Origin of the sequence: Synechococcus elongatus PCC 6301, assembly GCF_000010065.1 — a bacterium.
GTDB classification, from domain to species: domain Bacteria; phylum Cyanobacteriota; class Cyanobacteriia; order Synechococcales; family Synechococcaceae; genus Synechococcus; species Synechococcus elongatus.
The window spans coordinates 2,333,775-2,349,298 of the sequence record NC_006576.1 but is presented as its reverse complement, the minus strand read 5'-3'; the positions used below and the strand labels follow the sequence as shown (position 1 = coordinate 2,349,298).

Here is a 15,524-nt window from a genome sequence, read left to right as displayed (position 1 = left end):
TGGTTTCTAAAAATCAAAGATGGGCACTACGCTCGCTCCCACAACGTTCCTAGACCCGCAGGTGCTCGCTGGCCTAGACGTGGATGCTTTCTTGCAGCGATCGCCTTTTCCGTGGCTCAACCCAGTAGGGCTGCTTGCGGCTCCTGCATTTGAGCAATTGTGTGCGCAGTTCCCTCCGCTCAGTCTATTTGAACGCCATGAAAGCCGCAGTCGGCACTATGGCCAGCGCCCTCACGATCGCTACTACCTGGCCTACGAGACATCGATTTACCACGGGCCAAGTGCTGGCGCCTCAGCTCCTGGCGTCGCTCGACTCACAGATCTGCCCTTACCGTGGCAGCAATTCTTGACTGAGCTTCAGACTTCAGAGTCTTTCCATCGATTCATTCGTCAGGCCTTGGGTAGCGATCGCTACCTGATGCGTTTTGCCTGGCATGTGGGAACGGGTGGTTCAGAAGTGTCGCCGCACCTTGATTCCGAGCTGAAGATTGGCACCCTGATTTTCTACTTCAATACCGATGCCAATTGGGATCCAGCTTGGGGTGGGGCAACGCTGGTTCTAGGCGATCGTAAAACCAAGGTGATGAATCCCGACTTCAACCAATTTGGCACCATCATCCCCACACAGTTTCTCAACAACCGCTGCTTCCTATTCCGCAATACCCCTGAAGCGTGGCATGGCGTTGAGGCACTCACCTGCCCCGCAGGACAGCAGCGACGACTGTTTAACGTGGTGTTTGAGCTGCCCGAAAGTCGCCCCGCTGTGACGACAGCGGACCTCGGATCAAAACGGCAACGCCTCAAGCAGCTGATCAAGCGACTCCTGCCCTAATTTACTCAAAAGGTCTTCAAGACACCTGAAGGCCTTCTTTGTTTTGACGATCACTGGGAGCATCGAGCCCTTTAGGTGGTGTATTCAGCATTGATGCGGACATAGTCATAGCTGAGGTCGCAGCCCCAAGCAACCCCTTGCCCAGTACCAGCACCCACGTCTACTTGGATTAGTACCGTATCGTCTTGCAGGTAAGCGCCTGCAGCGCGATCGCGGAGGTATTGACTGGCAGCATTGCGATCGAAGGGCAGCGGCTGGCCATTGCGGAGTAGTTCAAACTCACCCAGCCGAACCCCCAGATTTTCCGAGTTGAACTGGACGCCAGCTCGACCCGCAGCAGCCGCAATCCGACCCCAGTTGGGGTCACGACCAAAAATTGCCGATTTCACCAATGAAGAACCCGCGATCGTGCGGGCGATCGCCCGAGCCGCTGCATCATCTGCCGTACCTTTGACCTGCACTTCAATCAGGCAGGTAGCCCCTTCTCCGTCACGAGCGATCGCTTTCGCCAAGTGCTGACAAACAGCAGTCAACATCGCTTCCAGTTGATCTGCGATCGGGCCGCGTTCGGTAATCGCCGGTGTGCGCGACTGGCCGTTAGCGAGGGCAAACACACAGTCATTCGTGCTGGTGTCGCCATCGACGGTGATCTGGTTGAAACTGCGATCGACCGCTCGGCTCAGCATTTCCTGCCAGAGCTGAGGGGAAACCGCCGCATCACAGGTGATGAACGACAGCATCGTCGCCATGTTGGGATGGATCATGCCGGAGCCTTTGGCGATGCCTCCAATCCGCACGGTGCGATCGCCCAGCGGCAGCTCCAGGGCAATCTGTTTGGCGACCAGATCCGTGGTCAGGATTGCTTGGGCAGCAGCAGGTCCGCCTTCAGGAGACAGCGCTGCAATCGCCTGAGGAATACCGGTACGCAGAGCCTCCATCTTGATTCGCTGGCCAATCACCCCCGTGGAGGCCACCAACACTTGATGACTAGGAATCTGCAGGGCTTGCGCCAGTTGTTCCGCCGACTCGACGGCATCAGACCAGCCTTGATCACCGGTAGCAGCATTGGCTTGCCCCGAGTTGCAGAGAATTGCCCGGGCGATGCTGTTGCCATCTAGCTGCTGACGGCTGAAGTCCACACAGGCAGCTCGCACTTGCGAAGTCGTAAAGACGGCGGCCGCGATCGCATCACTCTCGGAGACAATCAGCGCCAAATCCGGCTGCCCCGACGCTTTGAGGCCCGCCGTAATTCCTGCAGCCTGAAAGCCACGCGGTGCGGTCAAACCACCCGAGATTTCCTGCCATGCTGCTTGCATCATTTTCTCCGCCCAGTCCGCAGGTGATTTTATCAAGCTGGCTGGGGCACCAACGGCAGTTCTTCGGATTGAACTAAGACTCCCGCAGGCGTCCACCAAGTCTGCTGAGCGGTGACCAGACTGTCGCTGAGTTCAACCCAGAGCAAGTGGTGCAGCGTTGTTTGCTGCGCTTTCAAGATGCGCGGACTCGCAGCTGCATTGAGGTAGACCGTGCCAGCAGTATCCCGATGCCAACTGCGTCGCGGGCGATCGCGACGATGCCGCAGGCGGTGGTGCATGTGCCCAAAACAGACGAGGGGCACTACTTTCTGGGCCTGAACTTGAGCGATCGCCATGGCCAGATCCGGATCGCCGAAATCTCCACCGGGACGCGACCAATCCTTGCCACAGGGATCTTCCGGTTGATCGCCCAAACCACTGGGGCCGCAGTGAGCGAGGAAGAGGACACGATCACAGGGTGAGGCGATCGCACAATCGGCAATCCGTTGCGCCGATTCAGGGAAGCTGCCAACTTGGTAGTAGTGGCGATAAAAGCGGCGATGCTGCCACTGGCTGCCGCCTGCACTACAGGGTCGCCCCCCGACCACGCTCAAATTCCACTCAGGAAAATCGAGGCGACCATAGCCGATATGAAGCCCCCCCAGCGCCTCTAGCTGCTGCTCAAAGCGATTTTCGCGCATCCAGTCGTAGGGACATTGCGATCGCCGCCAGCGGGTCGCCGTGTACCAAGCATCGTGGTTACCGAGAATCACCGCCTTCCGCAAAGGGATCGCCGCGATCGCTTGAACTAGGGCCAGCGACTCATTGCCAAAGTCACCGACAAACAGCGTCAGATCCGGCTGAAGTTGCAGCAGCAGTTGTTGATCCGCCAGCGTCCACTGATCGTGGATATCGCCAACGATCGCCAGACGCAGAGGCGGCACCTAGTTCAGCCAGTTACGAACGTCCGTCACTTCGCCCGCGATCGCTGCTGCCGCCACCATCGCCGGACTCATCAAAAGCGTCCGACCCGAAGCTGAGCCTTGGCGCCCCTTGAAGTTGCGGTTGGATGAAGAAGCACTGATTTGGCGGCCTTCCAGTTTGTCCGGGTTCATCGCCAGACACATCGAGCAGCCGGCCTGCCGCCACTCAAAGCCTGCCGCCGTAAAGATTTGGTCGAGGCCTTCGGCTTCGGCTTGCTGTTTGACGCGCTCGGAACCGGGCACCACGAAGGCTTTAATCCCCGCCGCGACCTTGCGACCTTGGGCAACCTTGGCAGCTTCGCGCAAGTCGCTCAACCGGCCATTAGTGCAACTACCGATGAAACAGACATCAACTTTCGTACCTTGCAGCGGTGCACCAGGCTCCAAATCCATGTAGCTGTAGGCTTCCGCCGCTACCGCCCGATCTTCATCGAGCAAACTATCGGGCGTCGGGATGGTCTCCGTGATCCCGATGCCTTGGCCGGGGGTAATCCCCCAAGTCACGGTCGGTGCAATCTCCGCCGCATCAAAGACAACAACATCGTCATATTCCGCATCGGCTTCGCTGCGCAGGCTCTCCCACCAAGCGATCGCCCGATCCCAGGCTTCGCCTTGGGGCGCAAACTCACGACCTTGCAGATAGTCATAGGTGATCTGATCTGGATTGACGTAGCCGCAACGCGCCCCGCCCTCGATCGCCATGTTGCAGACGGTCATCCGTTCTTCCATCGACATCGCCGCGAAAGTGCTACCCGCGAACTCGTAGGCGTAGCCGACGCCACCTTTGACACCGAGCTTACGGATGATGTGCAGAATCACGTCCTTGGCGTAGACGCCGGGCTGCAGCTCGCCGTTGACTTCGATCTTGCGAACTTTCAGCTTACTCAGCGCCAGCGTTTGTGAGGCCAAGACATCGCGAACTTGGCTGGTGCCAATCCCAAAAGCGATGGCACCAAACGCCCCGTGAGTACTGGTATGGCTATCACCGCAAGCGATCGTCATGCCGGGCTGAGTCAAGCCTTGCTCTGGCGCAATCACATGGACGATGCCCTGACTGCCCGAACCGATGTTGTAGAAGCGGATGCCATTCTCGCGGCAGTTGCGCTCCAAGGTGACAATCATCTCCTCGGCCAAGCTGTCTGCAAAAGGACGCGCCTGATTTTCCGTCGGCACAATATGGTCAACCGTTGCGACCGTTCGTCCCGGAAATTTCACGGTCAAGCCGCGATCGCGCAGCATCGAAAAGGCTTGCGGGCTGGTGACTTCGTGGATCAGGTGCAGGCCAATGAACAGCTGCGTCTGGCCCGAGGGCAAGGTGGCAACCGTGTGCAAGTCCCAAACTTTGTCGAACAGGGTACCGCGGCTCATTGGCGTTGCTATGACGAAAATGGCGAGTCTCCATTATCTCATTCGAGCTCCGCCGCTTGCTTCAAGTTAATTGTTCAATCAGCGATCGCGACCTAGGGAACAACTGCAGTAAGACCTCTGCTTCCGCCATTTCAAAATCCTCGAAGCTGAAGCCCGGCGCGACGGTACAGCCCACTAAAGAGAATCCAGTTTCGGCTGCAACAGTTGCCCCAAACCAAACACCCGCCGGCACTGCACCACAGAGTTGCTGACCTTGGCTGAGATCAGCCCCGATCGTCAGCGTCTGGTAGCCCTGCTCAGGAATGAGCTGGTGGACAGTCAGAGGCTGACCTGCGTAGAAATGCCAAAGTTCATCGGATTTCAGGCGATGTAATCGCGATCGCTCCCCGGCCCGCAGCAGATAATAGATAGCTGTACTCGCTGATCGCTGGCGATCGCCTGCAGTAACCATCCCGTCAGCACGATAGATCTCGCGGTAGAACCCGCCTTCTGGATGCGGTTGCAAGTCCAGCGCCGAAATCCAACCCTCAGCAGTTTGTGGCTGACCCATCGAAGAACCTCTGCGATCGCAACTTATGATGAGCATGAATTGCTGCGATCGCCATGCTCAAGAACGATAAGTGGATTGTTGAACAAGCCCGCGCCGGCATGATTGAGCCATTTGAGGCCAATCTGATTCGCCACAGCGCCGACGCCCCTGTTCTCAGCTATGGCTGTTCCTCCTATGGCTATGACCTGCGGTTGTCGCCCCAAGAGTTTCTGATCTTTCGTCATATTCCCGGCACCGTCGTCAATCCCAAGCGCTTCAATCCCGCCAACCTAGAGTCGGTGGAATTGCATGAGGATCAGGATGGTCAATACTTCATCCTTCCTGCCCATAGTTATGGCCTTGGAGTGGCACTGGAACGACTGCGCGTCCCATCGAACATCACCGTCGTTTGCTTGGGCAAAAGCACCTACGCTCGCCTCGGCATCATTGTAAATACGACACCAGCAGAAGCTTCTTGGGAAGGTCATTTGACGCTGGAGTTTAGCAACTCTTCTGGTGCCGACTGCCGCATTTACGCCAATGAAGGAATCTGTCAGCTGCTATTCCTCGAAGGCGAACCCTGCGACACCACCTACGCCGATCGCTTTGGTAAATATCAGAACCAGCCAGAGCGGGTCACCCTCGCAAAGGTCTAAATTGCAACCTTCAGGCGTCAGAATTCAAGCTCGCTAGGACTAGATTATTTCAACAATTCTTTGAGGGCGATCGCGTAGTCCTTGGCGATCGCTCGCCAATCAAGTTTTTGCTCAACGATATAGCGAGCATTTCTGCGGGCGATAGGATCGTGTAAGTCTGGTTGATCAATCGCTTTTTGCATCAGCATTGGAAACTCATTCAAAGCACCAATCTGACACTGTTCCTGCAGTTCTAAAGGCAATGCTCGAACTCCAAACTCAGTAGTAATGAGCGGTAAGCCACCGGCTAAATATTCCACTACTTTTAGGTTAGAACCGGAACCAGACGTCATAGGATTCAGTGCTACATCAGCGACATTAAGAGCCACTTGCTTAGTCCGTGCATCCACTTCACCCAAGCAATGAATATTAGGAGGAATTCGTCTAAACTCTTGCTCAATCGCGTGGCCAACACTACCCACAATTAAAAACTGTTGCTCGGGGAAGTCGATAGCCCAACTGACAATGCTGTGGGCAGCTTCGACATTCGGTTGATGCCAACTTCCGATAAATAGAAAAATAAAGGATGAATAACCAATCTTTTGTTTCCACTGCGATCGCAGGGCGGAATCAACAAAAGTAACTTCTTGGCAGTTAACTCCGTTAGGAACTAAAACATAAGGTGTCTTTTGGCAGTGATACAGATGGCAGAGCCGCTCCCAATCAGCCTCTAGACAAGCCACAATCAGATCAGCTTGTTGACAAGCATTTTCTTCCAGCTTTAGTACTTCTTGGGTTAAATTCGTTCCTTTACGGTTTTGGGGAAACAGACCCCGCTTGAGGTCAAACTCACAGTTGTGTGCTTCATAGACTAATTTATTAGCCCTGGAATTGGGCTGTAGCCAAGGCAGTAAGTAAGGATGAGAAGCAATCAGAACATCAGCCTGCGATCGTCGCTGCTCAATCACTTCAAGCAGTTGCGGTGTGCGATCGCCATAAAAAGTTGCAGCGAGATCTCCAATTGAAATACCAGCTTGACGCTCGAGCCGACTTTCTAGTTTTTGATGGATCGGTGATTTAGGAATAACAACTTCACAGAAGTTTGGATTGATTTGATAGGTTTTGGGCTCACTATTAACTGGGCCAAGGCTGATCAATTCAACCTCAAATTCATGACTGAGTGCTCGATAAAGATTAAAAATTCGGCTTTGCCCGCCACTCCGGGGTGGGGTAACAGGGAAGGTTGATCCAATTACAAGCTGCGATCGTCGCGGTGTAGCAGGCTGTAATTTGGGTTCGACTAGATCTAGCAGTTCTTGAACAGTCTTTTCCCATGTAATCGTTTCTGCGATCGCTTGCCCCGCCTTGCCATACTCCGCTGCACGACTAGGGTTCTGGCTGCAGTCATCAATTGCTTGAGCGATCGCTGCAGGTTTTGGAGGCACGACCCAACCCGTTGTCAAGTTTTGAACAAACTCTAAAGGGCCACCAGCATCCGTAACTGTAATAACAGGCTTACCAGAGCGAAAGGCTTCAATAGGAACTAGCCCATAATCTTCGTCATAGGGAACATAAAGGACAGCTAAAGCATTGGCATAGAGATCAATTACCTCTCGATCTTTCACAAAACCTAAGAATCGAACTCGGGAATCATTTCCAGCTTGTTTTTTAAGACTCTCTGATTCAGGTCCAGTCCCTGCAATCAGTAATGGAATATCTGTTTTAGCTTGCTGCATTGCAGAAATCAGCAAACTGACTCGCTTGGCGTTATCTAAACGACTAATAGTAAAAAAGTAATCTTGTTTATCACAATAGAATTTTTCTAAATCAGAGGGATGATAAATTACTTTCGGACGTACCGAATCAGGAAGGTAGTTTTTGCGCTGGGCAACATTTTGGGAAATCGCAGCGTAACCAGCAATCTCAGTAGGGCTCAAGGCAATGCGATCGCAAAAGTGAATAACTTTCCGAATCAATTGTCCAGGGAACTCTAAAAGCTTAGAATCACTAGGCTCATTTTTCAAGAAATCGTTCAATTCAGAGAATAAAAGCTCTAGCTGGGAGCGATCGCCATTTTTTTCAAGGATTTTCTCAATTTTTTGGAGTTGAGAATAGCGAGCTAAGTTCAAATTTCCTTGATGACCATTATCAGTATCATAAAGGCCACGAAGACGATGTTGAAGATAGCAAAGATGGCGGGGATGATTAACCATCCAAGCAGGATATTTGCTACTTATTAGCAGGTCAAAATGATTCAGATTAAATCGTGAAAACCGTTGATAACTTTGAATTAAGTCGTAGATATTATTTTCAGGCGATGGTAGCTTAATTAATTCAGCTGCGTGAGGTGTTAGATCATTAAAGGCTCGTTGTAATCCCCACCAAAATTTTTCAGCTCCACCAATGCAGAAGGGGACAGAGCTGGGAGCAATAATGCCAATCTGCATAGTTAAAAAGCCACAATTACACAGCTGAATGACCTGTCATTGTAACTCTTGATAGCAATTAATGACACCCGCAAAGTTCTACAGATCAACTTCTACGCGAACGAAGAAGTTAAACGATTTACCACGTTTTCCCAAGAAATACCAAGGCTTTGATAGTGGTCCCATCCAGCAATGCCAATATCTTCTAGTTGATGTGAATGTTGCCAACACCATTGAATAACCTCAGCGATCGCATCAGGGGTTGGTTCGCAAATCCATCCTGTCTGTTGATGCTGAATAATACGAGCAGGTTCACCAGAATCTAGACAAGTAATAACGGGCTTACGGGAAAGCATTGCTTCAAGCGTAACGTAGCCAAAATCCTCATCATAGGGAGCATAGAACACTGCCCGGCAATTGGCATAAAAAGCCAATAGTTCTGCTTCGCTGATATGCCCCAGCAACCGTACCCGATCTTGCAGTCCTAAATCTGAGATTAGTGCTTCAAGACGATGCCGGTTACCGCCTTCACCAGCGAGGATTACACATACATCGGGTAGTTTCGCGATTGCTTCAATCAATAAATCTTGACGTTTCAGATCCTCTAGTCGGCTAGGACAGAAAATAAATGGCTGAGCTGGCTGGCAGTAGTATCGACCAACCAGTGGTGGTGGATGATAAAGAAATTCAGAGGTGATACCGTTAAATTGATAAAGTCTTTCAGAAACCGTTATTGAGTTACTAAATCGATGTTGATATTGACTAATTTCTCTTGTGTCAATAGCCTGAATTTTATGTTGTAAAGCTTTTCCTTCTGAACTCTTAGATAGCTCATCTGTGTAGGGTGTCTCCCAAAGGTCATAGACTGCACGATGCTGATGCAATAGCCATAGAACGCGTTTCGGATGCTTAATGAGATAGGCGGGGAAGCGAAGTGTAACCAAAGCATCACAGCTCGCCGCAACAAGCTGCTGAATTGCTCTTGATTGCCAAATATCTATGGATTCGCTAACTACTTGTGGGGGAGAGAAGGCAAACGGTATGGTCAGAATATTAGATTGATATCCATAGTTTTGTAGAGCAGCTTGCAAACGCTCTGCATGCAGTTCTGCACCTCCTCGGCAGAAGGGAACTTGAACTGTTGCGATCGCAATCCGCATAAGCTCAGAGCCCTATTCTTTTTCGGGCGATAATGCCCATATCAGCTGGTAAAGCTCCATATTGTCCAGGATCTCGCAACGTTACCTCTTCAGTTGGCAACCATTGAACTTTATCTCCATTTGCATCAACGTAGCCTATCTCTATATCAGTAAACCGAAGACATTGAAGTAAAGTCTTAATTGTTTGGGGATGAACCTTATGAATATGAGTAGGATCTCGATAAAAATCAACAAGCCCAACATGGAACTGGCTAATATTCGGTGTCTCCAGAAGCAACCATCCTTGGGGTTTTAAAACTCGATATATTTGCTGTAACCAATCAGCTAGAGTTGTAAAAGATAGGTGTTCAATCACATGAAAAGCAGAAATAACATCTAAGCTGTTATCTGCCTGTGAATGCAACCAGACAATAGCATCTCCCAACTCAACCGCTAAATTTTGCTGCTTACAAAGGTTAACGAATTCCGGGTTACAGTCAATGCCTTTCGCTTTGTGACCAAGCTGATTAACTAAAGACAACCATTCACCCCGACCACAACCCAGGTCAACGATTTCTAGAGGATAGTCAGAGTTGAGTAGGCGATCATGATAGGGTCTCAGTCGATGGCGAACAGATTCACTAGACCCTCGATATTCAGATTCAAATTGACAGTAAAAAGCTTCTAATAGTTTTTCTAAGTCAGGGTTTAAGTTTACGCAACCACTTGTGCGATCGATTTGCCGCTGAAGATGATTAAACTGTCGGACTAAAGCTTGATCAGTTACAGATTGGAAATCATTAAATTCCGCTCTGAGCTGTTGCTGACTAGCCCGTAAATATTGAATGGTCTCTAGGAGAGTAAGTTCAGCTTTACAACGTCGCCTCTCAAGTCGATCAAGAATCGTAAGCCCTACTTTTGTGCAGAGTTTTTTGAAGAAATTACGAGGGCTTGGCCGAGCGGACAAACGAGGCTTTACCAAGTCCTCCACCGCTTGTATTGCAGCATTGATTGATCTGTCAATTTCAGTTAACGACTGTTGCTGAGAGGAGACTATTGTTGTGCAAAAGGCTTCCTCATGATCTGTGAGCTGTGTAGCCTCACGGCGAATTGCAGCGACTAGACTATCTATTTGTAGCTGGTTATTATTAGCCATTGAGATAGTTAAGAGCTAGCGAATTGTCTTGAGTGCATCACTACTACGCGAGAAGAGATCTGAAAGCAAAGTGATGACAGGTCTTTGACGTAGACGGATACTGGCCGAAACAGACATCCCTGATTGGATTGGCAGCTCCCGACCCCGGCTAACAAGTTTTTGTTCTTGCAACGTCACTTCTGCTGGGAAGCGAACATATTGATAGGTATCGTTGGGAGGAAGAGAATCTGAGCCAACTCGCGTCAACTTACCCTTGAGATCTCCATATTCACTAAACGGATAGGAGTCAATACGAATATCCACATCCTGACCAGTCCGAACAAATCCTATATCTTTGTTGGGAATATACAGTCGAGCAACAAGTTCATCATCAGGTACCAGCTTCATTAGTGGTTCTGAGGTGTTTGCTACATATCCCGGCCCTTGAGCTGTAATATCGAAAACTGTTCCGCTTTGAGGAGCACGAACGATCTGATATTTCAATGTTTGTTTAGCTTCTGTAATTTGACTATCAATCTCAGCGATTCGACGGGCATTTTCTTCAATACGTCCCCTAGCCTCTGAAAATGTGACTGTTTGCGTATTAGTTAAGCGAGCTTCAGCTTGGCTGACCGCAAACTGCAAGCGTTGGAGTTCTGCTTGATTTTTTCTTAGTGTGCTTTCTAGCTGACTAACTGTCTCTTCTTGCTTGAGGTACTGAGTCCTAGCAATTCCCCCTTCCTCGTACAGGGGGCGTAGGTCATTGAGAATTCGCTGGTTCAAGTCTAGCGAGTATCGAACTTGCTGTAGTTCACTTTCAACTTGAAGTTGCTGTTGCTTAAGCTGAGATGCTTCTAAACGAGCTGCTTCTTGCCGACTTTCAAATTCACGGCGGGCTGCTTCAATTCGCTGTTGTTGGTTGACGGAAACTGAACCTTCAGATGATTCGCCAATTTGCGCTCGGAAGGTCTGATTTTCAGCAACTAAGCGTTCCCGGATCTCTGTTAGAGACCGAATCCGCTCTGCAACTGTAGTCGCATTAAATCTCGCTAATATTTGGCCTTGTGTAACTCGCTGCCCCTCCTTCACTTCTAGCCGTTCAAGAACACCCCCCACAGGAGCTTGAACATCCTTGACTGCTGCTTTCGGCTCTAATTGTCCTTGAACTTGTACGGCTTCATCAATTTGTGCGATGCAAGCCCAAGCAGTTGCACTAGCTGTCACTCCAACTAGCGTCCAAATTGTCAGTCGCGACCATAAGCGACTCTGATTCAGACTTACATCTTGATCAGGATTGAAAGAAGCATCCGTAGCTGGGGTTTGAGCTGGTTCTGGACTGGGTGTAGGCGATGAAATAGACATGTCTTTCTCTTAAAAATGGAAGCAGTGCAAAGGAATTCTCGTTAGTTCAAAGCATCTTGTTGACGATATAGACAGAAATAGCGACCTCTAAGTTCCATTAATTCATCATGGCTACCCTGTTCAACCATAGCTCCCTTATCCATAACGATAATTCGGTCAGCATGTCGGACTGTACTTAGGCGGTGAGTAATGAAGAATACTGTTTTGCCCCGGAAATGTTGTTGGAGGTTGATGCTGACCTGACGCTCCGTATCATAGTCTAGGGCGCTCGTTGCCTCGTCAAGGATCAAAAGCTGAGGATTTTGCAAGACGGTTCTAGCGATCGCAATTCGTTGTCGTTGGCCGCCCGAAAGGGCACCACCACGCTCACCAACACGAGTGTTATAGCCTAAAGGCAAAGTCATGATGAAATCATGAGCACCTGCCGCTTTAGCAGCAGTAATGATTTCGTCAGTTGTTGCATTCGGCTTCGTTAAAGAGATATTTTCTTCGACGGTTCCTTGGAAAAGCAAACTATCTTGAGGAACAATGCCGATTTGGCGCCGAAGGGAATATAGTCCAACCTTGCTGATATCGTAGCCATCAATCAAAATCTCACCTTCAAGCGGCGAGTAAAGTCTTGGCAAAAGTTTCATGAGGGTACTCTTGCCAGAGCCGCTCTGCCCAACAATACCAACGTACTCACCAGCAGGTATCTCCAGCGTCACGTTCGAAAGCTGCAATGGCCCTTGTTCGCCAAAGCGGAAGCTTAGATTCCGAAATTCAACTTTGCCGTTGATCATTGGCATTGGAATCTTGCCCTGGTCGTCATCATCCGATTCTTGGGGGGTGTCAACGATATCGGCCAAACGCTCAAGCGATAGAGCTGTCTCTTGGAAGTTTTGCCACAACTGAGCGAGTCGTAATAACGGTTGGGTAACGTAACCAGAAATAATACGGAATGCAATCAGTTGACCAAGGCTCAATTGGTTGTCGAATACTAAATACACACCCACCCAAAGAACGAGTAAGCCTGACAGTTGGTTAAAGAAATTGGTGAGTGAAGACGCCGCAGTTGACGTGTTGATGTTACGGAATCCTGCGGCAATATAACGGGCATAGCGCTCTTGCCACTGCCAACGGGCTTTGAGTTCAATATTTTGAGCTTTAACAGTCTGGATACCACTCAAAACCTCAACAAGTTGGGACTGTGTTTCAGCATTCCGTTCTGCTTTTTCCCGCAGTTGCCGTCTAACTACCGGCGAGGCAAAAAATGTGATGGCTACAAAGATGGGGACTGTCGAGAGTGCAACCAGTGTCAAGAACCAGCTATAAACCAGCATGACTAGGATGTAGATGACCGAGAACATCGCATCCATCACGGTTGTGAGAGCTGTGCCAGTCAGAAAACTACGAATTTTTTCCAGCTCTTGAACCCGGCTACTCAGTTCCCCTACAGGTCGCCGCTCGAAATAGCGCAGAGGTAACTTCAGTAGTCGATCGATAATGTCACTGCCTAGCTTGAGGTCAATACGGTTAGTTGTATCAGCAAAAAGATAGGTTCTTAGGCTGCTGAGCAGCCCTTGGAAAACACCTAAGATAACCAGTAAGACAGCAAAGCTATTGAGGTTATTAAGACTGCCTTGGCCGATAACCTTGTCAATCACCTGTTGGATAATTAGGGGATTGGCTAGCGTAAACAGCTGAACGACTAGTGAGGCAATCAGCACCTCAATCAAGCGCACTCGGTAGCGTTGGATTGAAGGCCAAAACCAGCTCAGGCCAAAACGTTGACTTTGGGTGAACTGGGTTTTGGTGGCCAGCAAAATAGTGCCAGCGTTGCCCCAGCGCTGCTGAAATTCCGCCAAAGAAAGCGTTATTAAGCCTTGTCGAGGATCGGCAAAAGTGATGCTAGTTGCATCAACCGCGTAAAGCACAGCATGGCCTTCTTCCCAAGCAATCAGCGCAGGTAAAGGCACTCGGGGCAAATCAACCAGACGTAGCTGCAAAATCTGACTGCGCAGCGCCTGCATTTCCAGCAACACTGCGAGCTCTTGCAGAGAAATTGATTTGAGGCGTCGATATTGTTCTTCAATAACGCGTTGAACTTGGTCGCGGCGAAAAGGAATTTTGAGCGATCGCGCGATCATTTTGAGGCAGGCTTGTGCCTCACTCACGGGATCATTTCCGCGCTCGACTGGGAATTTTTGACTGCGCTGACTGCCGTCGTAGAGGTCCGCTGACAGATCAGCAGGGACGGTAGAGGTCCAAGGCGAAGGTGAATCGGTAACAGTGGCACTATCTGTAGTAGCAGCCGTTGAAGGTTCTTCTGAAGTTCCTACAGCGTCATGGTGGTTGCGCGTCTGCCGTTGCGCAACAGTTCCTGCAGGCAACCCAAGCAAGCGCAGGGCCAGACTACCCTTAGGCGAGGGAATCGCAGCCTCCAGATCAATCGGCAGACCAAGCGCCGAGGTGCCATTGTTACCACTCACATACCAGTCGTAGTCCCTAGACAACAGCGTGTTAGCACCGCTATGTACCGTATCCACAAGCTGCACCCGCGTCTGGGGCAATAACTCTTGGACAAAGGCCGACCACTCCTGAACGGTGAGTGGACTGGGCCAAGACTGGGCCTGTAAAACCGACATCACCTCACTAGGCGCGGCTTGGCTGCCAAAAGCCTGAGCCAAGTCTGGCAACTGCTTCAGCATGTCTAAGAAGGCAGCAGCTGGAATCGCGAGAACAGCTCCTGCCTCAGATCCACTACTCGCTTCTCCGGGGCATCCCCGCAACAGAGGTGCCCAGCCAAGACAAGCCCCAGCGCCGAAGCGGCCTAAGCTAATTCCTCGAACCTGACCCACCGGCTGATAGACAACCCGAATCTGGCCACTCAAGACAACTAAGACATGACTGGGCAGCTGCTCTGGGGGGAGTAAAGGTTGACCAACTGCAAACTTACCCAGCTGGAGTTGTGCTCGCCACGGTTCATAGGCCGCGGCAGGATAGGCCTGAAAATAGGCTTGCCCTGCTAGAAGTTCACAGAGGTTCGAAGGAATAGCAACCATTGTTTAGGGACAACTTACAGAGTATTTAGTGTTTGCTGAACTTCCGCACCTAACCATTCATCAAACAATTCCTGCAGCATCTGCCGGCGAATTGTCTCATTAAATGCCACTGGCTGCAGCTGATCGAGGCGGATAATCAACCAGTAAGATTCCAGATTCCGGGGTGGGAGAATCTGCCCTGGTTGGGCGGTACGCAAGACTTCAGCAAGAGCTGGATGGGGCTGACTCAAGGGTACAGGGCCCAACTTACCTGCCGTCTTAGCCTCATGGCCTTGCGAAAATTGAGTTGCCAAATCCTCAAACGTAGCTTCTCCATGCAAGAGTTGCTGGTAGAGCTCCTGAATGAGATGGCCATCCGAATGCCGGAGTAAGGAGTAGGTCACCAGATCCAACTGGCTCTTCCGCTTGAGAAAGCGATTTTCAGCGCGGTGGCTAAATTCACGTTCTTGAAAGAGGCGCAGGCGCAATCGATTTTCAACCGATGACATCCATTGCTCAAGCGAGATTTGCTGCTGCGCTAGCAGTTGGGGTAACTGTTGTGGAGCAATGCCATTCTGCTTACACCAGGCCTGACATTCCTGCTCAAGGACATCGGGCTGGACTTCAATCCCCTCAATAACTTGCGCAAAGCGCATGCGTTTGACGAGTTCTGGAAGGAGTTGATGCTTTTGGAGCAGTGCTGCTAAGTCACTTTCCTGAACCTCACGATCGCCCACCAGTAGCCGAAAAGGTTTTTGAGAAGACGTCAAGGTCATTGAGTCAAGGATTGGACAGTT

At 50.5% G+C, this 15,524-nt stretch carries 12 protein-coding genes; 2 read left to right on the top strand and 10 right to left on the bottom strand.

Annotated elements, in window-relative coordinates; translation table 11 throughout:
- Positions 1-19 precede the first annotated feature (19 nt).
- On the top strand, positions 20-832 hold the full coding sequence (locus SYC_RS11650) for a 2OG-Fe(II) oxygenase (RefSeq protein ID WP_011244510.1): 813 nt from the start codon (positions 20-22) through the stop codon (positions 830-832).
- Between the two features lie 71 nt (positions 833-903).
- On the opposite strand, the gene argJ is transcribed toward SYC_RS11650, so the two are convergent.
- The 4 genes from argJ to SYC_RS11630 form a co-directional block, all read right to left on the bottom strand.
- Positions 904-2,148 carry a bifunctional ornithine acetyltransferase/N-acetylglutamate synthase gene (gene argJ, locus SYC_RS11645; RefSeq protein WP_011378233.1) on the bottom strand — a complete coding sequence of 415 codons (1,245 nt, stop codon included), beginning with the start codon at positions 2,146-2,148 and terminating at the stop codon, positions 904-906.
- A gap of 32 nt (positions 2,149-2,180) precedes the next feature.
- Positions 2,181-3,071, bottom strand: coding sequence for a TIGR04168 family protein (locus SYC_RS11640; RefSeq protein WP_011244508.1), 891 nt, complete (start codon positions 3,069-3,071; stop codon positions 2,181-2,183).
- Positions 3,072-4,478 (bottom strand): 3-isopropylmalate dehydratase large subunit, encoded by a 1,407-nt coding sequence (leuC, locus tag SYC_RS11635; RefSeq protein WP_011244507.1) that lies wholly within the window; start codon positions 4,476-4,478, stop codon positions 3,072-3,074.
- A gap of 61 nt (positions 4,479-4,539) precedes the next feature.
- Positions 4,540-5,028, bottom strand: a complete 489-nt coding sequence (locus tag SYC_RS11630) for a cupin domain-containing protein (RefSeq protein WP_011378234.1) — start codon at positions 5,026-5,028, stop codon at positions 4,540-4,542.
- Positions 5,029-5,081: 53 nt separating this feature from the next.
- Between SYC_RS11630 and dcd the strand changes: the two genes are divergently transcribed.
- Positions 5,082-5,663 carry a dCTP deaminase gene (gene dcd / locus SYC_RS11625; RefSeq protein WP_011244505.1) on the top strand — a complete coding sequence of 194 codons (582 nt, stop codon included), beginning with the start codon at positions 5,082-5,084 and terminating at the stop codon, positions 5,661-5,663.
- A gap of 44 nt (positions 5,664-5,707) precedes the next feature.
- Here the strand turns inward: dcd and SYC_RS11620 are convergent, their stop codons facing one another.
- From SYC_RS11620 to SYC_RS11595, 6 genes are all read right to left on the bottom strand, one after another.
- Positions 5,708-8,089 carry a glycosyltransferase family 4 protein gene (locus SYC_RS11620; RefSeq protein ID WP_011244504.1) on the bottom strand — a complete coding sequence of 794 codons (2,382 nt, stop codon included), beginning with the start codon at positions 8,087-8,089 and terminating at the stop codon, positions 5,708-5,710.
- A gap of 92 nt (positions 8,090-8,181) precedes the next feature.
- On the bottom strand, positions 8,182-9,228 hold the full coding sequence (locus SYC_RS11615) for a glycosyltransferase family 4 protein (protein WP_011244503.1): 1,047 nt from the start codon (positions 9,226-9,228) through the stop codon (positions 8,182-8,184).
- Between the two features lie 4 nt (positions 9,229-9,232).
- Entirely contained in the window at positions 9,233-10,363 is a 1,131-nt protein-coding gene (locus tag SYC_RS11610; RefSeq protein WP_011244502.1) for a class I SAM-dependent methyltransferase, read from the bottom strand.
- Positions 10,364-10,378: 15 nt separating this feature from the next.
- Entirely contained in the window at positions 10,379-11,704 is a 1,326-nt protein-coding gene (locus SYC_RS11605; protein WP_011244501.1) for an HlyD family type I secretion periplasmic adaptor subunit, read from the bottom strand.
- Positions 11,705-11,745: 41 nt separating this feature from the next.
- Positions 11,746-14,748 carry a peptidase domain-containing ABC transporter gene (locus tag SYC_RS11600; protein ID WP_011244500.1) on the bottom strand — a complete coding sequence of 1,001 codons (3,003 nt, stop codon included), beginning with the start codon at positions 14,746-14,748 and terminating at the stop codon, positions 11,746-11,748.
- Between the two features lie 14 nt (positions 14,749-14,762).
- Entirely contained in the window at positions 14,763-15,503 is a 741-nt protein-coding gene (locus tag SYC_RS11595; protein ID WP_011244499.1) for a peptidylprolyl isomerase, read from the bottom strand.
- Between the last annotated feature and the right edge of the window lie 21 nt (positions 15,504-15,524).